The sequence below is a fragment of the Stenotrophomonas sp. YJH_SMC_64 genome (assembly GCF_059371375.1).
This window is the reverse complement of sequence record NZ_JCAFUN010000003.1, coordinates 179,665-195,451: the sequence shown is the minus strand read 5'-3', so window position 1 is coordinate 195,451 and position 15,787 is coordinate 179,665. Positions and strand designations below refer to the sequence as shown.

Here is a 15,787-nt window from a genome sequence, read left to right as displayed (position 1 = left end):
TGACGGTTTGGGGCGGCCTCAGGGCCGCCCCCCTTTTTATTCACGCCCCAAGGCCATGCGCGATACCCCAGGATCATCGCGTCCTGGATCCATCCGTGGAGCGTTACGCGTGAATGAAGATCGACTGGAGCCGGGTCGCCCAGCCATTGCACCCGGTGGAGTTGAACGCCTCGAGCCGGACATTCTTCCCCGATGTCAGCGCTGCCAACGCCGCCGCGTAGGCTTCCTTGGCTCCCGGCCGGGACATGTCGATTGCAAAGGTATCGGTATTGCAGAAAGCCGTACTCGAAACATGCACGTACACAATTCCCGCCGGGCCGTCCATGTACGGCCGCAGCGACAGAATCGTCATCTGATCGCTGGTTGGCTCCGCCTTCAGTGGTGCAGACAGGCACAAGGCCAACGTCAAGGCCAACCCCGCTCCCAACCTCCTGCGGAAGCCCGGCGTCGCGTCACTCATCATCATGTAGTTCCCCTGTGGATTCAGACATCAGGCCTCAGGCATCGTCACTGCCCTCAGCTGCATTACCCCGGAGGTGCAGCCGTCGACACGCAATCCGACACGCAGCTTGTTCTGCCAGGCGATGAGCAGCATCGAGACCATCTCCCTCTGCATCGGATGATCATTGAGGAGAATGAAGCGATTGCCACCCCCACAATCCGAGCCCGCTGGAAGCACACCTTGCGTCACCAGGTAGAACCCTTCCCCGCCCCAGCCAGTTGCGACGGATACGATCCGATGGCCTTCCAGATTGTAAGGCTCAGCATTTGCCGTTGAGGCCAGGCCAGTTCCCAGCACTGCCACCACCGCCAGCAGGACCTTGCCGCCGATGGCGCCACGCGGGCGCGATACAGCACGTACTCCAGCCATGTTCTTCCTTCCCCTGTCATGAATAACCGGTTGACGGTGCACCGCCGCCGGTGCAGCCCGCTACGCTCAGCCCAGCAGCAGCTGGTACAGCAGGGGCACGATGTCACCCTGCGGACGCTGGACATGTGAGACATCGGACACCGGCGTGCAGCTCCCCGTGGCGCCACAGGCAAGCACGCGATACGCATAGCTGGTGGCAGGGCGTGCGGCCGACGTCCAGTTCGCGGCGTTGCCTTCGTAGACCGTGGTCCAGGTCACCCCGTCCACGCTTTCCTCGACGACGTAGCGGACGGCAGAGGCCACAGGCGACCACCCAACGAAGTCCTTCGCGGCCGGCGAACGCCGCATCGGCACCGCTGCCTTGGCGACCAGGCTTCCGCCCAGCGTGATGTAATCGGTCCGTTTGTCCTCGCGCTCGCTCGCCTGGTAGCGGAGGACGCCGGCGTGGTCGTACATCGAGGTGATCCGTCCGAACGATGAATCTGTCTGTGTGCGGCGACCGTCAGCGTCGTAACGGTAGCTCTCGGAACCTGCCGCCGCACGCAGCCGGTTGCCGAAGTCGAAGGCGAACGGCTGCCCGTTCTTCGCCCGCAGATTGCCCTGCGCATCGTAGGCCAGGCCGACCACGGTTGACCCTCCGCACCCGTTGACCTTCACGTTGGTCAAGCGCCAGGCGTTGTCATAGCAGTAGTGATGGTCACGGCCGAGAATCGTCACCCGCGTGAGGTTGTCCAACGCGTCATAGCTGTAGCTCGCCGAGCCGAACATGGGCGAGGAAGCCGAAACGAGCCGATCCAGCGCGTCATAGCCCAGATTGCGGTTGCCACGCTGGTTGCGGCCCGTGGCACCGTCAGTGATTGCCATCACATTGCCGACCGCATCGTAGTCGTAGCCGTCGCTGAGGATCCGGGTTGCGCCAAGCGTGTCCTGGCTTTCATCCGGCAACTGGCGCGCGTTCTGCACCATCGTGTGGACAATACCGTTGCCATAGGTGAACTGACGAATCGCCCCGTTGGGGTAATAGACCACGCCAGCGGCGTAGGAGCCCGCCTGCCCGGCCTGTCCCAGTGCGTTGGGCGCATACGCGACCACGTTGCCGGAGGGATAGCGATGCGCGGACAGGTTGCCCAGTGCGTCGTAGGCATACCCCATCGCCAGCGCTTCGCCATCGGTGGGGCTCTGCACCTCACCGATGAGCAGCCCGCGACGGTTGTACGCATAGCTGTTGTGCGTCTCCACCCCGGCGTTCAACGTGGTGACCTGCTTGACCAGGCCATCGGGCCAGTAGCTCCAGCGCTGGTTGCCATTGCCGTCGGGGAACTGCAGTGATGCGAGCCGGTTGCGTGCGTCATAGGAACGCACCACCCGGCGCCCGCTCGCCGCGGCAATGTCCTGGTTGCAGTTGCCTGCATCGGACAGGTCCAACCCCTGCGCGCTTCCAACCGGGTTCGATGCGGCGTCGTAGTCAATTACGGTGGCGCCGGTTTCCGGTTCGATCGTCTTGCACAACCGCTGCGCCGCATCGTAGACATAGCGCCGGGTCGACGTCACCGAGCCATTGCTGGCCCTGCGGATGATCGACGTCGGCTTGCCGAAGACGTCCCGCGGGATATCCAGCACGGCTCCCTCGGCCAGTTCGATACGTACCGGCCAGTCAAGCTTCGCGGCATCTGCACCGGTGTAGGTCACGACGGTCGGGATACCCCTGGCATTGGTCGTGCGCACGCGCCGCCCCGGCAGGTACTCGGTTGTGCTGACCAACGCGCCAATCTCGGAATCCTGGCTGACCTGGACCACCCGCCCAAGTGCGTCGTACGTCGTACGGACGCCAGTTCCGGCGTCCTGGACCGTACCGACCCCCGCGACAGGATAGGACTGGAAGGTGACCCGCCCTGCCGTGTCATAGGCGGTCACCGAGGCCCGCTGCGTGCCGGCTTCATTGCCCGCGTCGTACTCGCGCACCAGCAATGGGCGCCACAGCGCATCGTAGTAGGTGACCTTGCGCGCATTGCCGGTGCTGACCGTCTGCCGCCAATGACCGGCAGGAATGCCGTACTCGGCGCCGCCCACCTGGGCAAACTGTGTCGTGGTGGACGCCCAGTCCACCGTATCGCCGTCGGGGTAGTCGACCAGCGACATGCGCCCCATCGCGTCGTAGTCGTAACGCGTGGTGTTGCCCCGGCCATCGGTGATCCAGCGTATCCAGCCATTGTCATCCACGCCGGCAGACTGGGTCGAACCATCCGCATACTGGATGTTCCCGGGGATGCCGCGCTTCCAGCCGGACAGGCTCACCGTATTGCCACGCCCGTCCACCACGGCGCGAACGGTACCGTCGCTGTTGTAGTGAATGGTCTGCTGGAGCTGGCCGAAGGCATGGATCCGCTGGGGCTTCGCGGTGGCCGGGTCATAATCCACCTGGGACTCGGTCCGGCCCGTGTCCTGGTTGACCGACGTCCGGACCTGGCCAAGCACCCACTTCGACAGATCATCGTGATAGGTGATGACGTTGGTCTTGCTGTAGGACTGCGCCCCCGCACTTCCCACAACCGTGCCCAGCAACATCATCGCGGAAAGTGCATTGACTCGACGCATCGTCAGTGGGCCTGTTCGCAATGGATGGCGATGGGACAACCAGGACCAGGCAACGGAAAGACCGGCGAAGCGCACATCACAGCAAACCGCGCACACGCACAAAACCGGACGCGACTGCATCCGGTTGGCGATTGACGTTGATGCTGGACGAAGCCCCCTTCGTCATGCCGCGCCTGTTCCCTGGACTCGGCCAAGTATAACCATGGAAACGGGGGCGGGACGCCCGGTCCTTCGCAGCCCTGCCGGGCTGCGAAGGTTCCCGGGGCATGACGCGCCTCCGGGGCTCGACGGCCGCGATCGGCCGCCCGGCGCGGGACGTCAGGCGGCCTTCATGGCGTGCTTGCGTGCCCGCATGACGTTGTGGCACTCCTGCACATCCGGCAGCAGCTGGGTCACTTCCTGGCGCACCGCCGGCGGCAGATCGTTGTCCTGCAGCACATCCTTGAACGCGCCCAGCAGGCGGTCTTCGGATTCTTCCAGTTCGGCCACGTAGCCGTAGTTGGTATCACCAAACGCGGCGCGCACCTTGCCGTAGAACTGCTGCATCGAACCGACCATGGTGCCGTGCTCGGCCGGCTTGCCGCCGCTGGCGGCAACCGAACCGCTGAGCGCCGCGACGATCCGCGCCTTCACCCCGGCGATACGGGTGAACAGTGCCGACAGTTCGGCATCCTTTACCTTCGTTGCGGCTTCCTCATAGAAGGACTTGCCATCACGGGCGATCTCGATCAGGTCGTTGAGGCGATGTTCGATGGTGGACTGGGTGCTCATGGCGTCGCTCCTGTGTGCTCGAAAGTCAGTGGAGAATGGCAGCGCGTCGGCACTGCCTTCGACCTCACTATCATCGTCCTCGTGTGCCGGCCGGGTGAGTACGAATTGATGTACACATCACCATGCGGAACACGTGCTGACTTCTTCATTGCCGGCATCATTGAATGTTCACGGAAAACAAGCATGCGATGCCTGCCTTACCATGGCGCGATGACGATGATCACACTGATCAGCAGCGCAATTGCCAGAATCACCAGCAGCACATGCCATTGCTTCCAGCTGGGTTTCGGCTTGCCAGGCGTATTCATCGGCGGCCTCCTGTGTATGCCGGGAAAGGAGCTGCCAGACTGAAGCGAAACGACATTGCACAACGTCGACGCGACGTGCACTCCCCGTGCAGGACAGCGGCCAAGGGCGCGCGAAGATAACGCGTCCATAACGCAGTTCAAATGTGAGCGGGATGTTAGGTTCCTCTCGATTCCGGGTAACGGAATGCAGACCGGTCGTAGCGCCGCGCGCATTGCGACCACACAACGGATTTGGAGAGAGAAACAATGCACTACAAATACACTCTGCTTTCGGCAGGGATCGGCGCCGTGTTGGCTGCCGTTTTCTCGCCGGCTGCCAATGCACAGGACGATGCTGCGAAGTCTCCGAAGAACCTGGACCGCATCCAGGTGACGGGATCGGCGATACGCAGCGTGGATGTGGAAACCCAGCAGCCGGTGCTTGCCATCTCGCGCAAGATGATCGAGCAGCAGGGCTTCACCACCATCGCCGACGTCCTGCAGAACCTCACGTCGGCCGGCGCACCAGCGCTCTCACGTTCGCGCACGCTGTCGTCCGGCGAAGACGTCGGCGGCAGCTACGCAAACATCCGCAACCTCGGCGCCACCCGCACCCTGGTGCTGGTGAACGGCAAGCGCCTGGGCGCCAGCACCAGCGGCCTGCAGGACCTGAGCCAGATTCCGATGAGCGCGGTCGAGCGCATCGACGTGCTCAAGGATGGCGCCTCGGTGCTCTACGGATCCGACGCCATCGCCGGTGTCATCAACATCATTACCCGCAAGAGCGTCGAGGGGCTGGAGCTTTCGGCGCAGCATGGCCAGTTCAGCCAGGGCGACGGCAAGGACAGCACGTTCTCGCTCGTTACCGGCGCGCGCGGCGAGCGAGGTGGCTACACCTTGGCCCTGGAATACCAGAAGGCCGACCCGGTGTTCGCCCGCGACCGCTGGTTCTCCAAGCATGGTGGTTCGGGGCCGGGTTATCCGCGCGCGGGCTGGAGCGACCTCAGCCAGAACGGCTCCTGGTGTGACCCGGCGCTTTACGACTGTGCCACCGGAAATTCCGTATTCAAGACACTCAATCGTGGTGGCGACCCGAAGAACCCGAACGATTACCATCCGATCACGCCGGCCGAGTATTCCAACGGCAACGAGCAGATGCATGTGCAGACCGGCATCGAGCGCCGGTCGCTGTTCCTCAGCTCCGACTATGCACTGAGTGACCAGATCACCTTCACCACCGATATCGGCTACAACGAGCGCATCTCGGACCAGCAGATTGCCGGCTACCCCTACGAATCGACCAAGTTCGGGACGCCTCTGGCCGGCAACAGTGCGTTCAACCCGGTCGGCCATGACATCGCCTTCAACCGCCGCCTGTGGGAGCTTCCGCGCACGACCGAAAGCAAGCTGAAGTCGCTGCGCGTGGCACCGACGCTGTCGGGCTACTTCGAACTGGCCAGCAAAACGTTCGACTGGGAGGTGGGCGCGCTGTTCAACCGCAACGAGGTGACCAAGACCGGCCGTGGTGACATGAGCCTGATCGCCTCGCGCCAAGCGCTGGGACAGTCCTTTGTTGATGGCAACGGTGTAGCACGCTGTGGCAGCGCAGGTGCACCGATCGCCGGCTGCCTGGCCTGGAATCCGCTGCTGCCGTACGGCGTTGCTGGCGCCGGCTCGCTTGCCGACCCGGAACTGCAGCGCTTCCTGTTCCCCACGTTCACCGATACCGGCATCACCAAGACCCGAAGCTACTTCGCCAACATCTCCGGCCCGGTGCTGGAACTGCCGGCGGGCGAGCTCTCGGTGGCGATGGGCTACCAGTACCGCAAGGAAGAAGGACGCTACGTTCCCGACGCCTTTGCCCAGTCGCGCCAGAGCACTGCACTGGGGGCACAGACCACTGCAGGCGGTTACAGCCTCAATGAAGTCTTCGCCGAAGTGAATGTGCCGGTGCTGCGTGACCTTCCGTTCGCCAAGGAGCTGACCGTCAACGTTGCGGCACGCTATTCCGACTACAGCAACTTCGGCAGCACCACCAACACCAAGGCCAGCTTCGCCTGGCGCCCGGTCGAGGAGCTGATGGTGCGCGGCACCTTCGCCGAGGGCTTCCGTGCTCCCAGCATCTCCGACCTGTATGGCGGCCTGGGCACCAGCTTCGAAACCTACGTGGACCCCTGCGGCATCGGCGCCACCAACAGCGTCAACGGCAACGCGGCCTGCAACGCCGCCGGTGTTCCGCGTGGCTACGAGCAGCTGGCCCAGGGCCTGAAGCCCTGCACCAGCTACCCGTGCGCCACCCCGAACGAATTCACCACGGGCTCGAACCCGAACCTGCGCCCGGAAGAGTCCAAGAGCAAGACCGTCGGTGTGGTCTGGAGCCCGCGCTGGGTCAACGGTCTGGACATCAACCTGGACTGGTACAGCTACAAGATCGCCAACATGATCATCGAGGACAACGTCGATCGCATCCTCCGTGACTGCTACGTGCTGGGCAATGCCTCGCGCTGCGGCAGCGTCAAGCGTGCCGCTGATGGCCACATCACCAGCATGTTCTACGGCCTGACCAACCTCGGCGCGATGAAGACCGAGGGCTGGGACCTGGGCATCCGTTACCGCCTGCCGGAGTACGCGTTCGGTCGCTTCACCCTTGACCTGCAGAACAGCTACGTCTCCAAGTACGACGAGGAGAAGCAGAACTCGGCCGGTGACACCATCATGGACGGTCGTATTGGACGCCCTGGGGTGTTCCGCCTGCGGTCCAATCTCGGCGTCAACTGGCAGCTGGGCAACCTCTCGGCCCAGTACACGGTCCGCTACTACTCCGGGATGATGGAAGGCTGCATGCCAAACCGGCCCTGCACCGCGCCCGAACGCATCGCCAACGGCGAACCGGATGCCGTGCGCAGGGTCGGCTCGAATGCGTTCCACGACATCCAGGTCAGCTACAGGCTGCCCTGGGATGGCACCGTGGCAGTGGGCTCGAACAATGTGTTCGACCATCGCGGCCCGATCATGTTCTCCAAGCCGGAGAGTTCCTTCCCCTACTACGGCGGCTTCGACATCGGCCGCACGGTGTACGTGAAGTACTCGCAGCGCTTCTGACCGTAGCGTCCGTGCACGTGGCCGGCGGAAGGGGAGTTCCGCCGGCCACGCCGCACACAACCTCCACCCAATCTCCACGCTACTTCGACCCAATCTCCAACATCCCCGGCAACACTGGCGCAACGGCAGCAGATGGAGCAGGCAAGCGAGGATCGCCCGCGCGGCATCCACCTCGCCCGACCTCTCCGGATTCACCACTGAATGCGATGGACCACCCCCTCCCCGCTGCGGGGATGAGGCTGGTCCAAGGGAAGCAAGCGATGACAACGGCAGTACACAGTGGCTTGACCGATCTGGTCATGGATGCGCAGCGCTACCTGCGCCGGATCCTGCCCGGCCTGGCCTCGGTGGTCGGCCCCGTGGCTGCGGCCCGCTTCATCCCGCAGACCATGGCCTCGCGCTATCACATCGCCGAGCTGACCCTCTATGGTGAAACGCCGGCGATGCTGGCAGTTCCACGCGTCCCGGGCGAATCCAGCAGCCGCGTCATCCAGGATGTGAAAGTGCTGCGCTCAGCGGCAAAGGCCATGGTGCTGTATGTCTCGCCGTACCTCACCCCCACCCAGCGCAGGTTCCTGGTCGAGAACCATATCGACTTCGTGGTACCGCACAACCAGCTGTACGCCCCCAGCCTGGCGATCGAGTTCCGCGATGCGCCCGACCACGAGAAGAAAGCGATTTCGCTGCTGCCTTCGGCGCAGGCCGTGCTCATCCACGTACTCCTGTCCGGCCAGGTACGCTGGTGGTCGCCGCGTGAGGTCAGCCGTGCTGCCGGATACACCTCGATGACCGCGTCGAGGCTCTCCGCTGAACTGGTCGGTCGCGGACTGGCCGAACGCTCCACCGGCGGACGCGAACGCTTCCTGAGACTCGCCGGCAGCCGCGGCGAGGTCTGGGCGAGAGCGCAGCCGTTCCTGCGCTCCCCCGTGCTGAAGGAAGTGGAGGTCTGCTGGGAACAGGTCGCCGACGTTCTGGCCCGACATGCTCAATCCGCCCCCCAGGCAGGGACGGAAGCAATGCTTGCGGTGCCGTCGAAAGACCACGGCATCACGCGCGCCCTGTACATCGATGCCTGGCGGAAGCTGGGGGCACTGCCTGCAGCCGGCCGCGACTGCACGCGCAGCGGAACGTTGCAGATATGGTCGTATCCGCCTGCCTTCACCGGTAGCGGTGACCGCGTGGACCCGCTGTCGCTGTACCTGAGCCTGCAGGGCAAGCGCGGCTACGACGCCGACGCGCTGGAGCAGGAGGTGGAGCAGGCGCTGTGCGGGACGACACGCCACGGCTGAGGTCCGCGCGGGTCCGGCCCGACCGCGTCAGGACGCTTCGCCCCCACTCGCCATCGTCGCGCGCTTCGCTGCGTACTCGGCGAAGACCACACCGGATACCGCCAGCACGCCCCCTGCCAGTACCCAGCCACTGAGCGATTCACCCAGCAGCAGCACGGCCAGTGCGGCGGTCACGATCGGCACCAGGTTGAAGAAGCCGGAGACACGCGCTGCGCCCAACCGTGACAATCCGGTCATCCAGGTCAGTGGGGCCAGGATCGACGCGCATACTGCCGCAAACCCGATGCAGCCGACCGCGGTGAGATTGTTCACCCCGGTACCGACCAGCAGCTGCGCCGGCAACAGGATCAGCGACGCGGCGGTGGCCTGCAGGAACAACGATTCCAGCACCGTCAGCGGGATCTTCCAGCGCTGCATCAGCACGTTGTAGGCGGCAAAGGCCAACGCACCGATCAGCATGATCGCATCACCGCGGTTCACGCCCTGAGCGGCCAATCGTGCCAGGTCGCCCTGCGAGACCACCGCCGCCACCCCGACGGTGGAAATCACCGCACCGGCAATGGAGGTACCGCGCACCGGATGGCCCATGAACACGCGTGACAACGCCAATGCGAGCAATGGAATCAATGCCTGGATCACGCCCATGTTGGTGGCCGAGGTGAAGTGCGCCGCATAGTACGCAAGGCACTGGTACATCACCCCGCCCAGGCACCCCAGCAGCAGGAAGCGGCCAAGGTTGGCACGCACGGTCTGCAGGTTGTTGCGCAGCCGCGGCAGCGCGAAGGGCAACAGGACAATGGCCGCCACCAGCCAGCGGAAGAAACCAATATCGATGGGACCGACCGCGCCCGAGGCCAGCTTGGTCACGATGGTATTCGCGCCCCACAGCAGGCAGGCAAGGATTGGGAAGAGGTAGTTCAAGAGCGTGGGTGTACGTGGGGGAATAGCCAGCGTACGCTTGGCGCATATCAAGGACATCCTGAAAATGCGTCACTCCGACCCCGGGTTGCGGCAACCGATGGAGCCCATCCCCACCTTCCGCCAGCTGCCCGGTCCGGTCTACTTCCGGCAGGGTGCGATGGAGCCCACCGACTGGGGCACGCACAGCCATCCTTGGGGCCAGTTCAACTTCGTCGCGCAGGGCGTGATGGAAATGAAGATCGACGGTGAGTGGATGGTGTCCCCGCCCCACTACGCGATCTGGATTCCGCCCGGAATGGCGCACTATTCGCGCAACCGCTCGCAGCTGGCCTATCGCTCTGCCTACCTGTCACCGGCCTTGTCGCGCCGGCTGCCCGATCAATGCCGCGCACTGGAAGTCAGCCCATTGCTGCGCGAGCTGCTGCACGAGCTGGCGCGACAGGGCGTGACCGATCCGCGGACGCCGGCCCAGCGGCGCATGGCCGCCGTGGTGATCGACCAGATCCTCAATGCCGCAGTGCTGCCCAGCTTCCTGCCGATCGCCAGCAGCGATGCCCTGAAACAGGTGATGGCGTACATCGAGAAGCACCTGTCCGCAGCCGAGTCGGTCGCCGATATCGCGCAGCGGCACCACATGAGCGTACGCAAGCTGGAGCGCATGGCACGCAGCGAGCTGGGCATGTCACTTGGTGACTGGCGCGGTCGGGTTAAGTTCGTGCGCGCCACCGAAGCGCTGTGCACACGCCGGCCGATCAGCCGGATTGCCGAGGAGCTGGGCTACTCCGGCGTCAGCGCCTTCGCAGAGATGTTCAAGCGGCACGCGCACTGCACGCCGGACCAGTACCGGAAACTGCATCGGGCGGGGTGAAGAGCGCATCGAGGGATGTCGATTTCCGCCCTCGTCGTTCGTCGGAACAGAAGAGCCAGGCCTTCCCGCCTGCAGGAGCGCCGCGATGTCCCCCATCCTCACCGCCTTTGCCACCTCCCCCGACCGCGGCCAGGGCCTGGCCCGTGACATGCGCGTGCGCTGGGCGCTGGAGGAACTGGGCGTGCCCTATGACGTGCAGCTGCTGACCTTCGCCGAAATGAAGCAACCTGCCCACCTGGCGCGGAATCCCTTCGGACAGATTCCCACCTGGCAGGAGGGCGACCAGGTCCTGTTCGAATCCGGCGCGATCGTCCTGCACCTGGCCGAACAGCATGCCGGCCTGCTCCCCGTCGGTCCGGATGCGCGCATGCGCGCAGTCATGTGGGTGTTCGCTGCGTTGAATACGGTGGAGCCACCCATCGTCGAGCGCTCGATGGCCTGGGTGCTGGAGCGCGAACAGCCCTGGTATGCACGGCGATTGGTGATGCTGGACGAGCGCGTGCGGATGCGTCTCTCACAACTGTCCGCGTGGTTGGGCGCGGCGGCGTGGCTGGACGGCGGGTTCAGCGTGGGCGACCTGATGATGGTCTCGGTGCTGCTGCGCCTGAAGAGCAGTGGCCTGCTCGACGAGTACCCGCTGCTGGTGGCCTATGTGGCACGGGCGACGCAGCGTCCCGCCTATCAGCGCGCGTTTGCTGCGCAGTTGGCGGTATTCCAGAACGGGTAGTTCCACGCCATGGGTGGAAACACTCAGCGCAGGCTGCGCCGGCAGGCAGCCTGCACCAGCATCAGCTGCGCTACCAGGATCAGCATCGCGCCGCCTGACAGCAGCCACGGGTCGATGTACCACTGCGCGTTGAAACTGAAATCACCGGCGGAAATGCGCTTCCAGCCGTTGAAGTGCTGCATCGCTGCAACCACGAACGCGAAGCCGCCCGCTGTGTACGACAACCAGGGCACGATGAGGCTCCCCGGCCGCGCGAACAATGTCAGCACGCCCAGCACACCGATGACAGTGCGTTGTACGCGGCAGTATGGGCAGACATAGGCCATCCCGCTCCACTCCACCGCCCAGGCCAACAGGCTGACCAGCACGGCCACGCCTGCGGCTGTGTACAGGACTTTCGGCGTGATCGTCATGCCACCCTCGTGTGCCATCCGGTGCTCCTTGGTTGAAAGACCCGGGCAGGGTAGCAGTGCTGCAGCCTCATCCCTTCTTGATGACAGTCCGCTTGCCGATGGTGCTGGTCTTGCCAGCGGTCGGCCTGGCCAAGCCAGGAATCAGGAAATCGGTGGCCTTATGGCCCATCGACACCTTGGACGCCAGCCAGCGCGGCATGCGCCCGCGACCGGTCCAGGTCAGGCGCTTGTATTCCGGGTCGCGATACTTGGGCGCGACTTTGCCGGATTTACGGCGGGTGGGTTTGCGGGCGGGCGCAGGTGTTTCCGAAGCTTCGCCACCGAAGAGTTCTTCGAGGGTGTAGCCGGCTTCGGCCGCGGCAGCCTTCAACATCCGCCGCACCGCGCTGGCCGGACGGCGGCTGGAAATGAGCTGTTTCCGCTGTTCAGCGGCAACCACCAAGGCGCCCAGCTCCCGAAGGCTGAGCGATTCAATATCGATCATCATGATGGAAAGGTGTCCTGCGGCCGGCCAGCTGTCAAGCCGCCTTGCCCGGTACGTAGACACGGGCTTCACTGCCGGTGGGCTCCGATCGCCTTCGGCAGCCATCTCCGAGGACTTCGACGTGAGCAACTCATCGCATTCGCTCGCCTACCTGCTTGCGCGCATCCTGCTGATGGCACTGTTCCTGGTGTCCGGCATCGGCAAGCTCGGCGACCTCAGCGGTACCCAGGGCTACATGGAAGCGATGGGGGTACCCGGCATCCTGCTGTGGCCTACCATCGCCTTTGAGATCGGCAGCGGCCTGTGCATCCTGCTGGGCTTCCAGACCCGGCTGGTATCGATCGTGCTGGCAGGCTTCAGCCTGGTCACCGCCTTCATCTTCCACCACAACGTTGGCGACCCCACCCAGCAGATCATGTTCCTGAAGAACCTGGGGCTGGCCGGTGGCTTCCTGCTGCTGGCCTGCACCGGGGCGGGGCGCTACAGCATCGATGGGCGTGGGCGGCGCGGATGATGGCGGCATGCCGCCATCATCCCTGGCCCACGGGCTGGACGCGCTGCAGACGCAGGTTGCGCCATGTCGGCTGGGAGCTGCGGAAATCCACCGCTTCGCCATCGCTGGTGAACAGCAGGCCTGGCTCCACTTCAGTGACCAGGCGGATGCCATCGATGTACAGCCAGCCCTGTCGCTGCTCCAGCACAACGGACATCGACGGTTTCCCCCATTGGTCGATGCGATAGCGCCCCAGCCAGGGTCGCCAATGGGACGCCTGCGGCCCTGTGGCCCCATCGATGGGATCGTTCTGATCCAGGCCATCCTCGCCGTTCGTACATTCCAGGTGCGCCGGCAGCCTCTCCGTCGCCGCATGGTAACGGTACGTCGCAACCTCTCCATCGGTGTCCGCGGTGAACAGCTGGTCGCCGTCGATGGCCGCAAACCGTCTGCCCACAGCTTGCGCCCCACGATGCAGTTGCAGTTCACCGCTTCCGGCAACCACGATCTTCGCCTTGCCGCTGCGCCCTATCCAGTCTCCCGCCATCCGCTGCATCTGGTCCTGGTTCAACCTGATCGGCGCCAGGGACGATAGCGGCACACGCGGCTGACGGGGCCCGAAACGCGCCGACAGCAATTGATCGAGCAGACGCTCGCCGATGCCGTACCCCGCGGACGTCGCGCGGTTGAACATCGCGGCAAATCCAGCGTTGGCCTGCCTGCAGTAGGTGAACACGCACCCGAATCCGAAGCCTCCGCCGCGATGGTGAAGCAGCCGCACCGGCGTACTGCCGTAGAGGCGTTCGCTGCGCATTACACCGAGCCCGTAGTCACCGCCCAGGCCGAAACCATGCATCTGGTCCCAGAGACGGGGCTCAAGCAGTTGCTGCGCACCGGATCGGCCGCCACCGAGCAGGAAGCCAAGATACTTCGCCATGTCGGCGGCACTGGTCCAGACGCCTCCCGACACCACCAGCGGTGTCACTGGCGGCACCTGCGCATAGCCCTCCTGGGTTCCCAGTGCCCGACCCTTGCTTGCCAGGTAGACCGACGCATCGGCCATACTGTCGTGCATTCCCAGCGGCTCGAAGATCCGGCGTTGCAGCCATGCCGGATAGCCAATGCCCGCAACCTGCTCAAGGACATGACCGGCAAGGTCGAAGCCCAGGTTGGAATAGCGATAGCGCGTACCCACCGGAAAGCGCAGCCATGTCTGCGAGATGCTGCGGACGTGCGCATCAAAGCCCGGTGACGCCGGTTCGTAATTGTTGCCCAGCGGCGCCTCGTGCGTGAATCCCGCGCGGTTGGCAAGCAGCAGGCGCAGGGTGATGCGCTCCTGCGGGGAATGCTCGAAGCGACTGCGCACGGTGAACGACGGCAGATAGCGGGTAATGGGCGCATCCAGATCAAGAATGCCGTCCTGCACGGCCAACAGCACCGCCACCGCCGCGAAATTCTTCGAGGTGGACTGGATGCTGAACATCGTGCTGGCGTCTACTGCTGCACTACCGTGACCCGACGCGTACCCGAAGCCCTCGAGCCAGCGCACCTGCCCGCCTTCGACCAGGCAGACGGCAGCGGCACCGATGCCGCTGCCTTGCATGGCGGAGCGGATCACGCTGCGCTCCGCTTCGATCAGGTTCCCGGTGGTGACGGTGGGCTGCGCCGCCGTGGCAACACCGGTGGGCATGAGCGTGGCCGCCGGAACAGCCGCGACATTGGCCAGGAAGGCGCGACGACTGAGCGTACCAGGCATCAGAACACTCCACTTCGGGATGCCGCCATCTTCCCGCCAGCAGAAATGGCGGGGCATGTGTCATTCGGCACAGAGTGCGGTGATCGACGGTGCTGCGCCTTCGCCGGCCGAGCAGGCCTCAGCCCGGAGGGTCCGGCAAGCGGATTCCCTGCGCCGAAACAAAGGCGCGGGACTCGCTCCAATAGGCCTGTGGCGGTTCCCGCAACTCTGGTCGCGCCCAGTAATCGTCGCCATGCAATACGCTCATCACATGACGCCAGCCATCACGCGGATCATGAACCTGAAATCGACCGCGATGATGGCGCGGATGATATGCGTAGTGGCCGAGCGCCTCCTGGCGCGCTTCATCCGGCGAACGACCTGTCTGATGGACCAGCGTCCATGCACGCATGTGGCGCGCATGCGCGAGCGCGCCAAGGTACTCGTCCTCATCCAGCAGTGGGACCCGCTCACTGCGGGCCAGGCACAGTGCGTCCGATTCGGCTTCATAGTCCAGCGATGGCTGCGCCAGTTCCGGGCGCCGGTGCCAATAACCTTCCCCTTCCACCTGCAGCATCGCCCAATGCCAGGGCTCGTCGTGGAAGATCAGCGCGTGCTCGTAATCGCGGCCGGGGCTCTGGTCGGGATAGCGTTGGCGTGCCTGTTCAAGTGCCAGCGCCTCGGGCACCTGTCCATAGTGGACCAGGCACCAGGCAAACAGGTGCCGGCTGTCTTCGATTTCGTTGGTGAAGTCTTCCACCGGCGTATCGGTGCTGGCCATGGTCGATCCCTGTGTGCGGATCAGATGGTACCGACGCTGCAGGTCGCGCTGGGGAGCGATGAGACCTGCGACCGGTCAGGCGAGGTCGGTTGGTGGGCCCACCAGGATTCGAACCTGGAACCAAGGGATTATGAGTCCCCTGCTCTAACCGTTGAGCTATAGGCCCGGCGCAGCCTCACAGTGTAGTGGAGGCCGCGCTCGATCGGCTACCCGGCAGCAGCAAGAGCCTCAGCCACATGCCCCAACCGCTTCTCCGCCACTTCCGCAAACCACACCTGCCGCCGCAGGTGCGCGTGGAACAGCGCCACAGTCCTCCTGGTCTCTTCCAGCCCCTTCTGGTTGTCCGCCGCCGAAGCCAGCAAATAATCCAGCACCAGACTGCGTCAGCAACGCCAGCGTCGCTCTTCGGGCGAATCCCAGTGAATCCTCGCGCTCGTCGCGCATCACATC

Annotated in this window: 14 protein-coding genes and 1 tRNA gene; 5 read left to right on the top strand and 10 right to left on the bottom strand. The window is 64.5% G+C overall.

Annotation, left to right across the window (positions count from 1 at the left end):
* Positions 1–103: 103 nt before the first annotated feature.
* The 4 genes from AC5P9L_RS04160 to AC5P9L_RS04145 all read right to left on the bottom strand — a co-directional run bounded on the left by AC5P9L_RS04160 (position 104) and on the right by AC5P9L_RS04145 (position 4,237).
* On the bottom strand, positions 104–466 hold the full coding sequence (locus AC5P9L_RS04160; protein ID WP_032967009.1) for a hypothetical protein: 363 nt from the start codon (positions 464–466) through the stop codon (positions 104–106).
* Positions 467–490: 24 nt separating this feature from the next.
* A complete protein-coding gene (locus tag AC5P9L_RS04155) occupies positions 491–871 on the bottom strand; it encodes a hypothetical protein (protein WP_005411165.1) in 381 nt (126 codons plus the stop codon).
* Positions 872–937: 66 nt separating this feature from the next.
* Positions 938–3,439, bottom strand: coding sequence for an RHS repeat domain-containing protein (locus AC5P9L_RS04150; RefSeq protein ID WP_233489876.1), 2,502 nt, complete (start codon positions 3,437–3,439; stop codon positions 938–940).
* 345 nt (positions 3,440–3,784) lie between these two features.
* Positions 3,785–4,237, bottom strand: coding sequence for a PA2169 family four-helix-bundle protein (locus AC5P9L_RS04145; RefSeq protein ID WP_005411167.1), 453 nt, complete (start codon positions 4,235–4,237; stop codon positions 3,785–3,787).
* A 554-nt stretch (positions 4,238–4,791) separates the two neighbouring features.
* Here AC5P9L_RS04145 and AC5P9L_RS04140 point away from each other — a divergent pair.
* Positions 4,792–7,626: a TonB-dependent receptor gene (locus AC5P9L_RS04140; RefSeq protein ID WP_052504352.1), complete on the top strand. Its 2,835-nt coding sequence runs from the start codon at positions 4,792–4,794 to the stop codon at positions 7,624–7,626.
* A 260-nt stretch (positions 7,627–7,886) separates the two neighbouring features.
* Positions 7,887–8,915, top strand: a complete 1,029-nt coding sequence (locus AC5P9L_RS04135) for a hypothetical protein (protein WP_005411170.1) — start codon at positions 7,887–7,889, stop codon at positions 8,913–8,915.
* 27 nt (positions 8,916–8,942) lie between these two features.
* On the opposite strand, the gene AC5P9L_RS04130 is transcribed toward AC5P9L_RS04135, so the two are convergent.
* Positions 8,943–9,893: a DMT family transporter gene (locus tag AC5P9L_RS04130; protein ID WP_172961848.1), complete on the bottom strand. Its 951-nt coding sequence runs from the start codon at positions 9,891–9,893 to the stop codon at positions 8,943–8,945.
* A 7-nt stretch (positions 9,894–9,900) separates the two neighbouring features.
* On the opposite strand from AC5P9L_RS04130, the gene AC5P9L_RS04125 reads away from it, so the two are divergent.
* Together AC5P9L_RS04125 and AC5P9L_RS04120 are read left to right on the top strand one after the other, a co-directional pair.
* Positions 9,901–10,704 (top strand): AraC family transcriptional regulator, encoded by an 804-nt coding sequence (locus AC5P9L_RS04125; RefSeq protein ID WP_133050292.1) that lies wholly within the window; start codon positions 9,901–9,903, stop codon positions 10,702–10,704.
* Positions 10,705–10,789: 85 nt separating this feature from the next.
* Complete coding sequence (locus AC5P9L_RS04120; RefSeq protein ID WP_024957910.1) at positions 10,790–11,431, top strand: glutathione S-transferase family protein; 642 nt, start codon at positions 10,790–10,792, stop codon at positions 11,429–11,431.
* Between the two features lie 23 nt (positions 11,432–11,454).
* Here the strand turns inward: AC5P9L_RS04120 and AC5P9L_RS04115 are convergent, their stop codons facing one another.
* Together AC5P9L_RS04115 and AC5P9L_RS04110 are read right to left on the bottom strand one after the other, a co-directional pair.
* A complete protein-coding gene (locus AC5P9L_RS04115) occupies positions 11,455–11,862 on the bottom strand; it encodes a hypothetical protein (RefSeq protein WP_005411174.1) in 408 nt (135 codons plus the stop codon).
* Between the two features lie 49 nt (positions 11,863–11,911).
* A complete protein-coding gene (locus tag AC5P9L_RS04110) occupies positions 11,912–12,331 on the bottom strand; it encodes an H-NS histone family protein (RefSeq protein WP_005411175.1) in 420 nt (139 codons plus the stop codon).
* Between the two features lie 118 nt (positions 12,332–12,449).
* Here AC5P9L_RS04110 and AC5P9L_RS04105 point away from each other — a divergent pair, with 118 nt between their 5' ends.
* Positions 12,450–12,842, top strand: coding sequence for a DoxX family protein (locus AC5P9L_RS04105; RefSeq protein ID WP_005411176.1), 393 nt, complete (start codon positions 12,450–12,452; stop codon positions 12,840–12,842).
* Between the two features lie 16 nt (positions 12,843–12,858).
* Here the strand turns inward: AC5P9L_RS04105 and AC5P9L_RS04100 are convergent, their stop codons facing one another.
* The 3 genes from AC5P9L_RS04100 to AC5P9L_RS04090 all read right to left on the bottom strand — a co-directional run bounded on the left by AC5P9L_RS04100 (position 12,859) and on the right by AC5P9L_RS04090 (position 15,503).
* Complete coding sequence (locus AC5P9L_RS04100; protein ID WP_495230541.1) at positions 12,859–14,634, bottom strand: serine hydrolase domain-containing protein; 1,776 nt, start codon at positions 14,632–14,634, stop codon at positions 12,859–12,861.
* Between the two features lie 61 nt (positions 14,635–14,695).
* Entirely contained in the window at positions 14,696–15,337 is a 642-nt protein-coding gene (locus AC5P9L_RS04095; protein ID WP_111188971.1) for a hypothetical protein, read from the bottom strand.
* Positions 15,338–15,427: 90 nt separating this feature from the next.
* Positions 15,428–15,503 (bottom strand) — tRNA-Ile (locus tag AC5P9L_RS04090).
* Between the last annotated feature and the right edge of the window lie 284 nt (positions 15,504–15,787).